Origin of the sequence: Bradyrhizobium manausense (assembly GCF_001440035.1) — a bacterium.
Lineage (GTDB): Bacteria > Pseudomonadota > Alphaproteobacteria > Rhizobiales > Xanthobacteraceae > Bradyrhizobium > Bradyrhizobium manausense.
Genome location: NZ_LJYG01000108.1, coordinates 816,398 through 830,590 on the forward strand (window position 1 = coordinate 816,398; position 14,193 = coordinate 830,590).

The 14,193-nt window shown below is 64.3% G+C and carries 12 protein-coding genes and 1 pseudogene; 11 read left to right on the top strand and 2 right to left on the bottom strand.

Going from position 1 to position 14,193, the window contains the following annotated elements; all coding sequences use genetic code 11:
• Window positions 1–112 precede the first annotated feature (112 nt).
• Genes topA through AOQ71_RS34085 form a run of 4 tightly spaced genes read left to right on the top strand, consistent with a single transcriptional unit; the run spans window position 113 to window position 6,469 of the window.
• Window positions 113–2,869, top strand: a complete 2,757-nt coding sequence (gene topA, locus AOQ71_RS34070; protein ID WP_057756558.1) for a type I DNA topoisomerase — start codon at window positions 113–115, stop codon at window positions 2,867–2,869.
• 7 nt (window positions 2,870–2,876) lie between these two features.
• Window positions 2,877–5,255 (top strand): ribonuclease R, encoded by a 2,379-nt coding sequence (rnr, locus tag AOQ71_RS34075; RefSeq protein WP_057756561.1) that lies wholly within the window; start codon window positions 2,877–2,879, stop codon window positions 5,253–5,255.
• The gene (locus AOQ71_RS34080; RefSeq protein WP_083514681.1) at window positions 5,249–5,689 is read left to right on the top strand and encodes a DUF983 domain-containing protein; all 441 of its coding nucleotides are present in this window, start codon (window positions 5,249–5,251) and stop codon (window positions 5,687–5,689) included. Before rnr ends, AOQ71_RS34080 begins: the two co-directional genes overlap by 7 nt.
• Window positions 5,690–5,719: 30 nt before the next feature.
• On the top strand, window positions 5,720–6,469 hold the full coding sequence (locus AOQ71_RS34085) for an NUDIX hydrolase (RefSeq protein ID WP_057756565.1): 750 nt from the start codon (window positions 5,720–5,722) through the stop codon (window positions 6,467–6,469).
• Between the two features lie 111 nt (window positions 6,470–6,580).
• Here the strand turns inward: AOQ71_RS34085 and AOQ71_RS34090 are convergent, their stop codons facing one another.
• The gene (locus AOQ71_RS34090) at window positions 6,581–7,129 is read right to left on the bottom strand and encodes a hypothetical protein (protein ID WP_057756567.1); all 549 of its coding nucleotides are present in this window, start codon (window positions 7,127–7,129) and stop codon (window positions 6,581–6,583) included.
• 298 nt (window positions 7,130–7,427) lie between these two features.
• Between AOQ71_RS34090 and AOQ71_RS49060 the strand changes: the two genes are divergently transcribed.
• The 7 genes and pseudogenes from AOQ71_RS49060 to AOQ71_RS34120 form a co-directional block, all read left to right on the top strand.
• Window positions 7,428–7,762, top strand: a 335-nt coding sequence (locus AOQ71_RS49060) for an LLM class flavin-dependent oxidoreductase (RefSeq protein ID WP_245317309.1), incomplete at its 3' end; no start/stop codon positions are given.
• A gap of 1 nt (window position 7,763) precedes the next feature.
• Window positions 7,764–8,758: pseudogene (locus AOQ71_RS34095) on the top strand (LLM class flavin-dependent oxidoreductase); the annotation flags it as partial.
• Between the two features lie 125 nt (window positions 8,759–8,883).
• Window positions 8,884–9,051 carry a 50S ribosomal protein L33 gene (gene rpmG, locus AOQ71_RS34100; protein ID WP_057756569.1) on the top strand — a complete coding sequence of 56 codons (168 nt, stop codon included), beginning with the start codon at window positions 8,884–8,886 and terminating at the stop codon, window positions 9,049–9,051.
• 301 nt (window positions 9,052–9,352) lie between these two features.
• Window positions 9,353–10,366, top strand: a 1,014-nt coding sequence (locus AOQ71_RS45610) for a tetratricopeptide repeat protein (protein ID WP_205668282.1), incomplete at its 3' end; no start/stop codon positions are given.
• A gap of 413 nt (window positions 10,367–10,779) precedes the next feature.
• On the top strand, window positions 10,780–11,175 hold the full coding sequence (locus tag AOQ71_RS49065; protein ID WP_245317317.1) for a glycosyltransferase family 9 protein: 396 nt from the start codon (window positions 10,780–10,782) through the stop codon (window positions 11,173–11,175).
• Between the two features lie 18 nt (window positions 11,176–11,193).
• Window positions 11,194–11,994 (top strand): metallophosphoesterase family protein, encoded by an 801-nt coding sequence (locus AOQ71_RS34115; protein WP_205668283.1) that lies wholly within the window; start codon window positions 11,194–11,196, stop codon window positions 11,992–11,994.
• An 87-nt stretch (window positions 11,995–12,081) separates the two neighbouring features.
• On the top strand, window positions 12,082–12,612 hold the full coding sequence (locus tag AOQ71_RS34120; protein WP_057756575.1) for a hypothetical protein: 531 nt from the start codon (window positions 12,082–12,084) through the stop codon (window positions 12,610–12,612).
• On the opposite strand, the gene AOQ71_RS34125 is transcribed toward AOQ71_RS34120, so the two are convergent.
• On the bottom strand, window positions 12,609–14,003 hold the full coding sequence (locus tag AOQ71_RS34125; RefSeq protein ID WP_057756577.1) for an ammonium transporter: 1,395 nt from the start codon (window positions 14,001–14,003) through the stop codon (window positions 12,609–12,611). The two genes, AOQ71_RS34120 and AOQ71_RS34125, sit on opposite strands and share 4 nt — an antisense overlap.
• Window positions 14,004–14,193: the final 190 nt, after the last annotated feature.

A 14,193-nucleotide genomic window follows, 5' to 3' on the forward strand; every position in this document is an offset into this window, starting at 1 on the left:
AACACCCTTCGATTTGACAGGACCCGCCCCACCACCCATGTTCGGGACGAAACGGCCGACCCGAATCTAGAGGAAATCGGCCCGAGATTTCCCCGTAAGTTACTGGAACTACATGAATATCGTCATTGTGGAGTCGCCGGCGAAAGCCAAGACGATCAACAAATATTTGGGCTCGTCCTATGAGGTTCTGGCCTCGTTCGGCCATGTTCGCGATCTGCCCGCGAAGAACGGTTCCGTCGATCCCGAGGCCAATTTCAAGATGATCTGGGAGGTCGACCCCAAGGCGGCCGGCCGGCTCAACGATATCGCCAAATCCCTGAAGGGTGCCGACCGCCTGATTCTGGCGACCGACCCTGATCGCGAGGGCGAAGCCATCTCCTGGCACGTGCTGGAGGTGATGAAGGAGAAGCGCGCGCTGAAAGATCAGAAGATCGAGCGCGTGGTGTTCAACGCCATCACCAAGCAGGCGGTCACGGACGCCATGAAGCATCCGCGCCAGATCGACGGCGCGCTGGTCGACGCCTATATGGCGCGCCGGGCGCTGGACTATCTGGTCGGTTTCACGCTCTCCCCCGTGCTGTGGCGCAAGCTGCCGGGCGCCCGATCGGCCGGCCGCGTGCAGTCGGTGGCGCTGCGCCTCGTCTGCGACCGCGAGCTGGAGATCGAGAAGTTCGTGCCGCGTGAGTACTGGTCGCTGATCGCGACCCTGCTGACACCGCGCGGCGACGCCTTCGAGGCACGCCTGGTTGGCGCCGACGGCAAGAAGATCCAGCGCCTCGACATCGGTACCGGCGCGGAAGCCGAGGACTTCAAGAAGGCGCTGGAAGCGGCCACCTACGCGGTGACCGCGGTCGACGCCAAGCCCGCGCGCCGCAATCCGCAGGCGCCCTTCACCACCTCGACCTTGCAGCAGGAAGCCAGCCGCAAATACGGCTTTGCGCCGGCGCACACCATGCGCATCGCCCAGCGCCTCTATGAAGGCATCGACATCGGCGGCGAGACCACCGGACTCATTACTTATATGCGTACCGACGGCGTGCAGATCGATCCGTCCGCGATCACCCAGGCACGCAAGGTGATCGGCGAGGATTACGGCAACGCCTATGTGCCTGACGCCCCGCGCCAGTACCAGGCCAAGGCCAAGAACGCCCAGGAAGCGCACGAAGCGATCCGCCCGACAGACCTCACGCGCCGTCCCGACAGCATGAGCCGCAGGCTCGATGCCGATCAGGCCAAGCTGTATGAGCTGATCTGGAAGCGCACCATCGCGAGCCAGATGGAATCGGCCGAGCTGGAGCGCACCACGGTCGACATCACGGCCAAGGCCGGCGGTCGCACGCTGGAGCTGCGCGCGACCGGCCAGGTCGTCAAGTTCGACGGCTTCCTCGCCCTTTATCAGGAAGGCCGCGACGACGAGGAGGACGAGGATTCACGCCGCCTGCCGGCGATGAGCCAGGGCGAGGCGATCAAGCGGCAGTCGCTCTCCGTCACCCAGCACTTCACCGAGCCGCCGCCGCGTTTCTCCGAAGCCTCGCTGGTCAAGCGCATGGAAGAGCTCGGCATCGGCCGGCCCTCGACCTATGCCTCGATCCTGCAGGTGCTGAAGGACCGTGGCTACGTCAAGCTCGAGAAGAAGCGCCTGCATGGCGAGGACAAGGGCCGCGTCGTGGTCGCGTTCCTCGAAAGCTTCTTCAACCGCTACGTCGAGTATGACTTCACCGCCAACCTGGAAGAGCAGCTCGACCGCATCTCCAACAACGAGATCTCCTGGCAGCAGGTGCTGAGGGATTTCTGGACCGGCTTCATCGGCGCCGTCGAGGAGATCAAGGATCTGCGCGTCGCGCAGGTGCTCGACGTGCTCGACGACATGCTGGGCCAGCACATCTATCCGCCGCGCACCGACGGCGGCGACATCAGGCAGTGCCCGAGCTGCGGCACTGGCCGTCTCAACCTGAAGGCCGGCAAGTTCGGCGCCTTTGTCGGCTGCTCGAACTATCCGGAATGCCGCTACACCCGTCAGCTCGCCGCCGACGGCGAGACCACCGCCGACCGCTCGCTCGGCCAGGATCCGGCGACGGGCCGCGATGTCTGGGTCAAGGCCGGCCGCTTCGGCCCCTACATCCAGCTCGGTGAGCAGAAGGATTATGAGGAAGGCGAGAAGCCGAAGCGTGCGGGCATCCCGAAGGGCACCTCGCCCAGCGATGTCGACCTGGAGCTTGCGCTCAAGCTGTTGTCGCTGCCGCGCGAGATCGGCAGGCATCCCGAGACCGGTCAGCCGATCACGGCGGGCCTCGGTCGCTTCGGGCCGTTCGTGAAGCACGAGAAGACCTATGCCAGCCTCGAGGCCGGCGACGAAGTCTTCGACATCGGCCTCAACCGCGCCGTGACGCTGATTGCCGAGAAGGTCGCCAAGGGCCCAAGCCGCCGTTTTGGTGCCGATCCCGGCAAGGCGCTCGGCGATCATCCCACCCTCGGCACCGTCACCGTGAAGAGCGGCCGTTATGGCGCCTATGTCACCGCGGGCGGCGTCAACGCGACCATCCCGGCCGAGTTCGAAAAGGACACGGTAACGCTGGCGCAGGCGATCGCATTGATCGACGAGCGCGCGGCCAAAGGGGGCGGAAAGGGCGGCGGCAAGGCGAAGGCCAAGAAGGCCGCGAAGCCGGCCAAGGCCAAAAAGACGACAGAGCAGGCTGCGGACGGTGACGACGCCGCGCCGAAGCCAAAGAAACCGGCCGCGAAGAAAGCCGCGGCCAAATCCGAATCCACAAGCAAGGCGCGCGCAGCCGTGTCGACGACTGCCAAGACGTCGCCGACCAAGAGCGCCGCCACCAAGGCTCCGGCCAAGAAGAGTGCCGGCAAGAATTAGAGGTTAAGTGAAACCAAAGAAAGACCGTGGCTTTCCCGACAGGCAAGCCATCGTCGCCTTCATCAAGGCACATCCAGGAAAGGTCGGAACGCGCGACATCGCGCGCGAGTTCGGCCTGAAGAACGCCGACCGCATCGAGCTCAAGCGCATTTTGCGCGAGCTCGCCGACGACGGCACCATCAAGAAGAAACGCCATACGGTCTCCGAGCCGGACGCCCTTCCGCCGACGCTGCTCGCCGACATCACCGGCCGCGACCGCGACGGCGAGTTGATCGCCTCCCCCGCCGAATGGGACGAGGTCGAGAGCGGCGAGCCGCCAAAGATCCTGATCGAGATGCCGCGCCGGCCCAAACCCGGCACCGCCGCCGGAATAGGCGACCGCGCATTGCTGCGGGTCGAGCGCACGGACGAGGGCGAAGGCCCGGCCTATCGCGGCCGTATCATCAAGCTCATCGACAAGGCCAAGAGCCGCATTCTCGGCGTGTTCCGCGCGCTGCCTGAAGGCGGCGGACGGCTCATCCCCGTCGACAAGAAGATGGCCGACCGCGAGCTGAATATCGCCGCCGCCGACACCAAGGGCGCGCAGGACGGCGACCTCATCAGTGTCGACATCGTCCGCACCCGCAGCTTTGGCCTCGCCTCAGGCCGGGTGAAAGAGAGGCTCGGCTCGGTCAAGTCGGAGAAGGCGATCAGCCTGATTGCGATCTACGCCCACGACATACCCTTGCAGTTCTCCGCCGCCGCCGAGCGCGAGGCGGAAGCGGCGGAGCCTGCGAATCTCAGGGGACGCGAAGACTGGCGCGACGTCCCCCTCGTCACCATCGATCCGCCTGATGCCAAGGATCACGACGACGCTGTGCATGCGCAAGCAGACCCTGATCCGAACAACAAGGGCGGCTTCATCGTCGACGTCGCCATCGCCGACGTGAGCTTCTACGTCCGGCCGGGCACCGCGCTCGACCGCGACGCGCTCGACCGCGGCAACTCGGTCTATTTCCCCGACCGTGTCGTGCCGATGCTGCCCGAGCGCATTTCCAACAATCTCTGCTCGCTGGTGCCGGGCGAGCCGCGCGGCGCGCTCGCGGTGCGCATGATCATCGCCCCTGATGGCCGCAAGAAGTCGCACAGCTTTCATCGCATCCTGATGCGCTCGGCTGCGAAGCTGAGCTACGCGCAGGCGCAGGCTGCGATCGACGGCCGGCCCGACGACACCACCGGTCCCCTGCTCGACACGATCCTGAGGCCGCTCTATGCGGCTTACGCCTGCGTCAAGCGCGCGCGCGATGAGCGCGATCCGCTCAATCTCGATCTGCCCGAACGCAAGATCCTCTTGAAGAGCGACGGCACCGTCGACCGCGTCGTCGTGCCGGAGCGTCTCGACGCGCACAAGCTGATCGAGGAGTTCATGATCCTCGCCAATGTCGCGGCCGCCGAGATGCTGGAGAAGAAGTCGCTCCCGCTGATCTACCGCGTCCATGACGAGCCGACGCTGGAGAAGGTCCATGCGCTCGCAGAATTCCTGGAAACGCTCGACGTCCCCTTCACCAAATCAGGCGCGCTGCGCCCCACCCTGTTCAACCGCGTGCTGGCCCAGCTCGAAGGCCATGACTACTACCCACTGGTGAGCGAGGTGGTGCTGCGCGCCCAGGCGCAGGCGGAATATTCGTCGGAAAACTATGGACACTTCGGCCTGAATTTGCGTCGGTATGCGCATTTCACCTCGCCGATCCGTCGCTATGCCGACCTCGTCGTGCACCGCGCGCTGGTCCGCGCGCTCGGGCTCGGCGAAGGCGCCCTGCCCGACAGCGAGACGCCGGAAACTTTAAGCGAAGTCGCGGCCCACATTTCGCTGACCGAGCGGCGCGCGATGAAGGCGGAACGCGAGACCGTCGACCGCCTGATCGCCCATCACCTCGCCGACCGCATCGGCGCGACCTTTCAGGGCCGCGTCTCCGGCGTCACCCGTGCCGGCCTGTTCGTGAAGCTGAGCGACACCGGGGCCGACGGATTGATCCCGATCCGATCCCTCGGCACGGAATATTTCAACTATGACGAGAGCCGCCACGCGCTGATCGGCACGCGCAGCGGCACCATGTACCAGCTCGGCGACGTCGTCGACATCAGGCTGATCGAAGCTGCCCCCGTTGCCGGCGCGCTGCGTTTCGAGCTGCTGTCGTCCTCTAGCGAGACGAGCCCGCGCGATCGCAGGCGCTCCAATCCGCAACGCCGCCCCTCATTCAAGGCCCATCCCGGCCGCAGCCCGGATAAAAAACGCAAGCCGTCAAAGCAGAAATCCGGCAAGGCAAAGGGCAAGGCAAAGGGCAAGGGAAAGGACAAGGGAAAGAACAAGGGCAAGAGCAAAGGCAACAAGGGCAAGGCTTGGTGACCATGAGCACGGCGCCAAAAATCTGGACGCGCGAGACCGGCCTCGTCGAGAAGCGCGACCTGTGGGCGGCGATGAAGCGCGGCTTTCGCGGCCGCTGCCCACGCTGCGGCCAGGGAAAGCTGTTCCGCGCCTTCCTGAAGACGGCGGACCATTGCGCCTCTTGCGGCCTCGACTTCACGCCGCACCGCGCCGACGATCTGCCAGCCTATCTCGTCATCGTCATCGTCGGCCACATCGTGGTGCCCACCATCCTCTGGATCGAGACCAACTACACGACGCCGGTCTGGCTCAGCTTCGTGGCCTATTTGCCCTTCACCTTCTTCGCCTCGCTCGCCCTGTTGCAGCCGGTGAAGGGAGCTGTGGTCGGCTTGCAATGGGCTCTGCGCATGCACGGGTTTGACGAGAACCCGCCGGATGGTATTCCGCCTGTATAAGCAACAAGCAAGAACCGTCTGGGTGAGGATATGAGCGACACGGCGCAGACAGCCGAGAAGGCCAAAGTCCACGAGGAAAAGGAAGCCGATCACCATCCCTATTTCCGCCCTCGGGATGCGGCAACGCTGATCCTGGTCGATCGCAGCGGCAGCATTCCAAAGGTGCTGGTCGGCAAGCGCCACGACAAGGTCGTGTTCATGCCCGGAAAGTTCGTCTTCCCCGGCGGCCGCGTCGACAAGGATGATCATCGCGTGCCGTGTGCGGCCCCCATCACTCCTGAACTAGAGGCCAATCTCGCCAAGGGCAGCCCGAAGACGCCGGCCTCGCGCGCCAAATCGCTGGCGATCGCCGCGATCCGCGAGGCCTGCGAGGAAACCGGCCTCTGCCTCGGACGCAAGGCTGAAGGCAAGGCGAGGCTCGAAGGCCCCTGGAAGCCGTTCGCCGATGCGGGCCTCCTGCCCGATCCCTCCAGCCTGTTCCTGATCGCCCGCGCGATCACCCCGCCCGGCCGCGTCAAGCGGTTCGACACGCGCTTCTTCACCGCCGATGCGTCGGCGATCACCCATCACGTCGAGGGCGTGATCCATCCGGATGCGGAGCTGGTCGAACTGGTCTGGGTCGAGCTCGGCTCAAGGCCGCTCGCCGATCTGCATCCCATGACGCGGAATGTGCTCAACGAGCTCCACGCCCGCCTTGCCACCGGCCCCTTGCGCCACGACGCGCCGGTGCCGTTCTTCCATTTCTACGGCGGCAAGATGCAGAAGGATATTTTGAGCTAAGGGCTCGTGTAGCCCGGATGGAGCGCAGCGTAATCCGGGGCATCTCCATCGCGGAGGGACTTTCCCGGATTGCGCTGCGCTCCATCGGGGCTACGCGCGCAGAGTATTCTTTCACGCGCCGTCAGCGTCGGGCTCGGTGCCGACATAGTCGCGCGCCGGCAGCTTCAAGACGCGGCCGATCTCGCTGGCGAGCTTGTTTGCATCCTCGCGCTTGGTGAAGCTCTGCAGCGTGATCGGCTCGGTGCCCTTGTTGCCGCAGAGATTGACGTCGTAGGTCGTCAGCTCGGGATCGTAGTCGTCGGTGATGCTGATGAAGTGATAATCGGCGAGATCGCGCGATTTGCGAAAGTTCAGCGGGCCGAATTGCCTGGTGACGACGATCTGGCGCAGAGCCGCGTTGAGCACGACGAAGCTGCGGAAGGTCAGCAGGATCAGGCCGGGAATGCCGACGAGCAGCCCGAGGCCCGAAAACACCAGCACCGGCACAAGGTCATCGGCAAGCCGGCCGAAGCCGGAGAAATCCTGGCGCAGGCCGAGCGCGACATTCCACAGCAGATAGAAGCCCGCCGCCAGCAGCGGCAGCGACAGCAGCCGGCCGAACCACGGCATCGGTCGGTCGATCCGGACGATGCCGCCGTCTACGGTCATTGCGCTGGCCATGAAAGGTCTCCTCGGGAGCGAAGGTCATGGCTTGGTCGGCGCAGGCGGCTGATTGGTTCGAAGGGACCCCCTCCCCGTCATTCCGGGGCGCGCGCAGCGCGAACCCGGAATCAATCGGGCCGCAGAGATCGGCGTCGGATAGATTCCGGGCTCGCCGCTAACGCGGCGCCCCGGAATGACGGAAACGTGCTGAACGTGCCGCAAAAAACAAAAAATTCTTCTTAGCCATCCCAATGGCGGAGTTCCGCGGCGTGCCTATGTCTTTCCCCAACAACACCAGAACGGGATTTTGGGCGCGATGGCACAACGGCAACTCAAGCTTGGCGCGTTCATGCGCCCGATCAGCATCCACACCGGCGCCTGGCGCTATCCCGGGGCCTGGCCCGACGCCAATTTCAACTTCTCGCACATCAAGACGCTGATCAGAAAACTCGAGGCCGGCAAGTTCGACGCCTTCTTCATGGCCGATCACCTCGCCGTCCTGAACATGCCGGTCAACGCGCTCAAGCGCAGCCACACCGTGACCTCGTTCGAGCCGTTCACGCTGCTCTCTGCCCTTTCCGCCGTCACCGAACGGATCGGCCTGATCGCGACGGGCTCGACCACCTTCGACGAGCCCTATCACGTCGCCCGNCCCGCCGCTTCGCCTCGCTCGATCATCTCAGCGGCGGCCGCGCGGGGTGGAACATCGTCACCACCTCGAACCCGGACGCCGCGCTCAATTTCGGCCTCGACGACCACATGGAGCACGCCGAGCGCTACAAGCGCGCCCGCGAATTCTACGACGTCGTCACCGGCCTGTGGGATTCCTTCGCCGACGACGCCTTCGTGCGCGACGTCGAGAGCGGGCTGTTCTTCGATCCGTCGAAGATGCACGTGCTCGACCACGTCGGCAAATATCTGAAGGTGCGCGGCCCGCTCAACATCGCCCGCCCGGTGCAGGGCTGGCCCGTGATCGTGCAGGCCGGCGCGTCGGAAGACGGCAAGCAGCTCGCGGCCGAGACCGCGGAAGCCGTCTTCACCGGCGGCGGCAGCCTCGCCGACGGGCAGAAGCTCTACGCCGACATCAAGGGCCGCATGGAGAAGATCGGCCGCGACCCCGAACATCTCAAGATCCTGCCTGGCGCCTTCGTCGTGGTCGGCGACAGCGTCGACGAGGCCAAGGAGAAGCGCGCCCTGCTCGACAGCCGCGTGCACTACGACAGCGCCATCGCCTCGTTGTCCGTCATCCTCGGCACCGACGCCTCCGGCTTCGATCCCGATGGACAGCTCCCCGAGATCCCCGAGACCAACGCCAGCAAGAGCGGCCGCCAGCGCATGGTCGACCTCGCCAAACGCGACAAGCTCACGGTGCGCCAGCTCGCCCAGCGTGTCGGCGGCTATGGCGGGCTGTCCTTCGTCGGCACGGCCAAGACCATCGCCGACCAGATGGAGGAATGGCTGGTCGGGCGTGGCTCGGACGGCTTCAACATCATGTTCCCGTTCCTGCCCGCCGGCCTGGACGATTTCGTCGACAAGGTGGTCCCGGAGCTGCAGAAGCGCGGGATTTTCCGCAAAGAGTATGAAGGGGCCACTTTGAGGGCGAATCTGGGCCTGCCGCGGCCGAAAAACCGCTTCTTCGAGGCTTAATCGGCCCGATTTGAGTGGTTTTGCGGCCCTAAATCCTTGACTTCCCCCGGTTTCTGGCTAGGTTGCCGGCCAACGCGGGCCGTTTGGCCGGCTCCAGATTCCCCTGATTTTCTGAGGTTCAGAACATGGCCAAAGCGGTCACCATCAAGGTCAAGCTCGTGTCCTCGGCCGACACCGGCTTCTACTACGTCGCCAAGAAGAATTCGCGCACCATGACCGACAAGCTGGTCAAAAAGAAGTACGACCCGGTCGCGCGCAAGCACGTCGAGTTCAAGGAAGCCAAGATCAAGTAAGATCTCGGAACGCTGAAGACTTTTGCGGGGCCCTATCGGGCCCCGTTTTCATTTGGCCCAACCCTCTCCACACGTCATTGCGAGCGCAGCGAAGCAATCCAGAATCCCTCCGCGGAAAGACTTTGGATTGCTTCGGGAGGCTGTCATCGGGCCGCGCTTGGCGCGGACCCGTTGGCTCGCAATGACGGAGCGTGGGGTGACAGCACGCGCCCCTCTGCTGTCCGGGACGCGCAGCACACCGCCAGCCTCGCGAAATCCTGGCGTGGTTAGAGTGGATCCGACTTCCACGCTCCAACCATTCATGAATCGCAGACAGCGCCGGGCCGCGGCGGCCAAACAAACCGGAAGAACCTCGCCGGCCGCACTCTGCCAGGCCGGCTTTGCGCATTTTCGTTCGGGGCGAATCGCCGAGGCCGAGCTGTGCTGCCAGCAGGCGCTGACACTGGATGAGCAGCACCCGGATGCGCTTCATCTCCTGGGTGCGCTTTGTTTTCACGCGCAGCAGCCTGACGCCGCCGAGGAATGGATCGGCCGAGCCGTCCGGCAAGCGCCGAAGGCCGAGTATCTCCTCAGCCTCGCCACGGTGCTGGAGCGACGGGGACGGCTCGAGGACGCACGGCACCACTACAGCCATGCCTTGAGCCTGAAGCCCGGCGATGCCGGCCTGTGGAATCACCTCGGCAACCTGCTCTGGCACCTCGGGCACAAGGACGAAGCGGCGCAGCACCTGTTGCAGGCCTTGAAGCTCAATCCGCACTATTGGGAAGCCGCGCACAATTGCGGCATGCTGCTGCTTGAGCTCGAACGGCATGCGGAAGCCGTAAGATGCTTCGACATCGCCGAGAGGCTGAACCGAAGTTCCGCGGCCCTGCATCAGATGCGTGCCGTTTGTCTCTCGGCGCTGGGCCGCTTCGACGAAGCAGAGGCCGACTACGAAAAATCCATCGCGCTCGATCCGAACCTTGCGGAGACGCACAACAATCTCGGCCTCTTGCATTGGCGATTTGGCCGGCTGGAACAGGCCTTTGCCTGCTTCGATCGCGCGCTCGCGCTCCGCCCGGATTTCCACGCCGTGCTCAACAACAAGGCCGTGGTCCTGCTGCATCTGCAAATGCTGGATGAGGCCTTTGCGACCCTGCGCAAATCGCTCGCCGCCGCACCTGATGATGCGCAGACGCTGTTCTATCTGGCGACGCTTCAGCTCCTCACTGGCGATTTCGCGCACGGCTGGCTTGCGCGCGAGGCGCGTTGGCGGCTGCCTTCAATCGGCCTGGTCGATCGCGGATTTTCGCAAGCCCTTTGGCGTGGCGACCAGNCCAGCCGCTCGCAGGCAAGACCATCCTGCTGCACTCCGACGAGGGGCTGGGCGATGCGATCCAGTTCGCCCGCTATGTGCCTATGGTGGCAGCATCAGGCGCGCGCGTCATTCTCGAGGTCGAGCCTCCGATCCAACAGCTTCTGGGCGGCATCGAAGGGGTCGCAGAATGCATCGGCCGCTCCTCGATGCCGGAATTCGACTTGCACTGCCCCCTGGGAACGCTGCCGCTCGCATTCGGGACGCGGCTCGACACCGTCCCGCTCGCACAAGGCTACGTTCCTGCGCCGCCGGCAACGCGAATGACAGCGTGGGAAGACCGGCTTGAACAGCGGCTTGGCGCTCACGATCGCTTCCGCGTCGGCCTGGTCTGGGCCGGCAACCCTGACCACAAGAACGACCACAACAGATCGATGACTCTACACACACTCGCGCCGCTGCTGGATTGCGACGCCCAGTTCGTCTCCCTGCAAAAAGGCGTTCGCGATCAGGACCGCGCCTTCCTCGCCGAACGCCGTGACATCGTCGACCTTACGGAGCATCTCACCGACTTCAGCGAAACAGCGGCGCTGATCTCCTGTCTCGATCTGGTGATCACAATCGACACCAGCGTTGCCCATCTCGCCGGCGCGCTTGCCGCGCCCGTCTGGACGCTGCTGCCCTTCAACCCGGATTGGCGCTGGCTGCTCGAACGCGACGACAGCCCGTGGTATCGATCGATGCGGCTGTTCAGGCAGACAACGCGCGGCGACTGGGCCAGCGTGGTGGAGGAGGTTCGCCGCGAACTCGAAAAGCAGGTTACAGACTAAGTCGGCTCAAGGTTGTGCTTGGGGATTTCCGCAGCTCTTGATATATTTTACCAAAGTCCATCCAGACAGCCGGCTTCGGCGACAAAGGGCGCGATGCGGGTCGCACTGCTCTCCGACATCCACGGCAACGAAATAGCTCTTCGTGCCGTGCTGGCCGACATCAAGCGGCGCGGCGTCGATCAGACTGTTTGCCTCGGCGACGTGGCCACGCTGGGACCATCCCCGCAAAGAAGTGTTGACCTCCTGATCGAGCTGAATTGTCCATGCATCATGGGCAATCATGATGCCTTCCTGCTGGAGCCCGGACTGGTCAAGACTTACACGCAGGCCTCAGCTGTCATCGATGCCATCGACTGGTGCCGGGACCAACTGTCGAGCGGGAGTTTCGACTATCTCAGGACCTTCAAGCCCGTTGCCGAGCTTCCGCTGGGCTTGGGCGCGATGCTGCTCTACCACGGGTCACCCCGCTCAAACGTCGAAGACATTCTTGCGACCACCCCTCCAGAGCAATTGGACGTGCTTCTCGGAGAGCGGCAGGCGAGTGTCATGGCCGGCGGCCATACCCACGTCCAGATGCTGCGACAGCACCGAGGTCGCCTTGTCCTGAACGTCGGCAGCGTTGGCATGCCCTTTAGGGATTACGTTGCGGGAGCGCGTCCAACGATCCTCGCTCATGCGGAATATGCGGTCCTTGAGGAGATCAACGGTGTCGTCGACGTCTCTCTCTGTCGCGTGCCGCTCGACAGGACCGCAATGCGAGACAGCCTGGCTCGGTCCACCAGTCCTCTGAGCGGCTGGCTCGCCGAGCAATATGTGTGAGGCGCAGCGGTCGAATGGCCGTTTTGCGGCCCTGCGCCCTCGCGACCCCGTTTTTATTTGCCACCAATGGTCGTAGCCTCCACGTCCATGATCGCAGCCTTGGACGAGGGACATGTCGGTGGCTATTCGGTCGCTTACGGCCGCAACGATACCTATTTTCCGGTCTACGTCACGGCGGCGCTCGCCGCGATCTTCTGCACGGCTGCGCTTCTCACCGGCGCGATCTACTGGCTTGCGCTCGCGGCACTCGCGGCCGGGTTCACCTACTACAACATTCCGCTGCTCGAGACCGGCCGGCCCACGATCGGCGCGAACCAATACGGCATCTTCATCCAGGCCTTCGGCCTGATCCGGTGGCGCGCCATCGAGCGCATCGATCTCGTCGAGATCGCCGAGCGCGCCATGACGGTGCATGAACTCCAGATCGTGCTGAACGCACCGCTCACCAGCGCGCTCGTGGCCGACTGGCGCAAGCAACCGTCCTGGCGCTGGCTGATGCGCCTGCCCTGGCGGATGAGCCACACCAACATGGTACGGATCAATGTCGAGCCGTTCGATCAGCCGCCGGACATGATCCATCGCACCTTCCTGCGGATGTGGCGCTACTACCGCAGCTAGTGCACGACCTCGCCATGCAGTGCGAGGTCGAGACCGTCGCGCTCCATATCCTCCGACACCCGCAAACCGACGAACAGCTTGATCACGGAGAGGATGATCAGGCTGACGACGGCGTCGTAAACAAAGACGGTAGCGACGCCGATGCACTGGTTGACGAACTGGCCGGGATTTCCTTCCAGCACGCCCGCGGTGCCACCATATTGCTCGACGGCAAAGACGCCGGTGAGCAGCGCGCCGACGATGCCGCCGAGGGCATGGACGCCGAAGCAATCGAGCGCGTCGTCATAGCTGAACATGGCCTTGAGCCCGGTGCATCCCCAGTAGCAGAGAACGCCGGCCGCGATGCCGATCACGAAGGCCCCTACCGGGCCCACGAAACCGGACGCCGGCGTGATGGCGACGAGGCCCGCGACCGCGCCCGAGCAGATGCCGACAACCGTCGGCTTGCCCTTGAGCGACCACTCCACCAGCATCCAGGTGAAGCCGGCGACCGCCGTTGCGATCTGCGTCACCAGCATCGCCATGCCGGCCTGCATGCCTGCCGTCACCGCGGAGCCCGCGTTGAAGCCGAACCAGCCGACCCACAGCAGCGAGGCGCCGATGAAGGTCAGCACCATGTTGTGCGCCGGTCCCGTTTCCTTGCGCTTCCCGAGCATGATGGCGCACATCAGGCCCGCGACGCCGGCGTTGATATGCACGACGGTTCCGCCGGCGAAATCGAGCACCTTGACCCAGGCGGCGTCGTTGCCGGACGAGAAGATGCCGTCGGGGCCCCACACCCAATGCGCGATCGGCGCGTAGACGAAGATCGCCCACAGGCCGATGAACCAGAGCATCGCGGAGAATTTCATCCGCTCGGCGAACGCCCCTGCAATCAGCGCCGGCGTGATGATCGCGAACGTCATCTGGAAGCAGATGTAGACGCTTTCGGGAATCGTCGCCGCGAGCGGATTGGGATTGCCGATCCCGCCCTTGCCGATGTCGCTGAGGATGTCCCTCAGGAACATGCGGTCCAACCCGCCGATGAACGGCGTGCCGGCGCGGAAGGCCAGGCTGTAGGTCAGGATCGCGAACAGGATGGTGACGAGGCAGGTCACCGCGAAGCTGGTCATCACGGTATCGCCGACGTTCTTCTTGCGCACCATGCCGCCATAGAACAGCCCAAGCCCCGGAACCGTCATCATCAGCACCAGCGCAACGGAGGTGAGCATCCAGGCGGTGTCGCCGGAATTGGGCGTGCACTTTTCGAGGATCTTGCCGCCGCAGGCGGGCGGGGCCGCATCCTCGGCGAGCGCAACCTCGCCGAGGGCGAGGTAGAGAAGCGCAATTCCCAACAGCGCGACCACCAGTGTCACGAGCCTTTGGCGCGTGGATGTTCTCGACTCCATCATCGTCCTCCCAAGTCTCAAGAGATCAATCGCAAGAGATTGGCTTCCGGGCATTGTTTGCATGGAACCGCAGGGACGATCATTCGCGCCGGAGCGACAGCGCCAGCGTGATCGGCTCGGATTTTCGGGGCAAAATGATCGAGGCTCGGCGCGATGAGGTCGTCGAGCGTCGATGTCTGGAGACTGGCATCGA

Excerpts from the sequence above, each read along its gene's own strand:
- topA (WP_057756558.1), top strand. The coding sequence starts at position 113 with ATGAATATCGTCATTGTGGAGTCGCCGGCGAAAGCCAAGACGATCAAC.
- AOQ71_RS34085 (WP_057756565.1), top strand. The coding sequence starts at position 5,720 with ATGAGCGACACGGCGCAGACAGCCGAGAAGGCCAAAGTCCACGAGGAA.
- AOQ71_RS34090 (WP_057756567.1), bottom strand. The coding sequence starts at position 7,129 with ATGGCCAGCGCAATGACCGTAGACGGCGGCATCGTCCGGATCGACCGA.
- rpmG (WP_057756569.1), top strand. The coding sequence starts at position 8,884 with ATGGCCAAAGCGGTCACCATCAAGGTCAAGCTCGTGTCCTCGGCCGAC.
- AOQ71_RS49065 (WP_245317317.1), top strand. The coding sequence starts at position 10,780 with ATGACTCTACACACACTCGCGCCGCTGCTGGATTGCGACGCCCAGTTC.
- AOQ71_RS34120 (WP_057756575.1), top strand. The coding sequence starts at position 12,082 with ATGATCGCAGCCTTGGACGAGGGACATGTCGGTGGCTATTCGGTCGCT.
- AOQ71_RS34125 (WP_057756577.1), bottom strand. The coding sequence starts at position 14,003 with ATGATGGAGTCGAGAACATCCACGCGCCAAAGGCTCGTGACACTGGTG.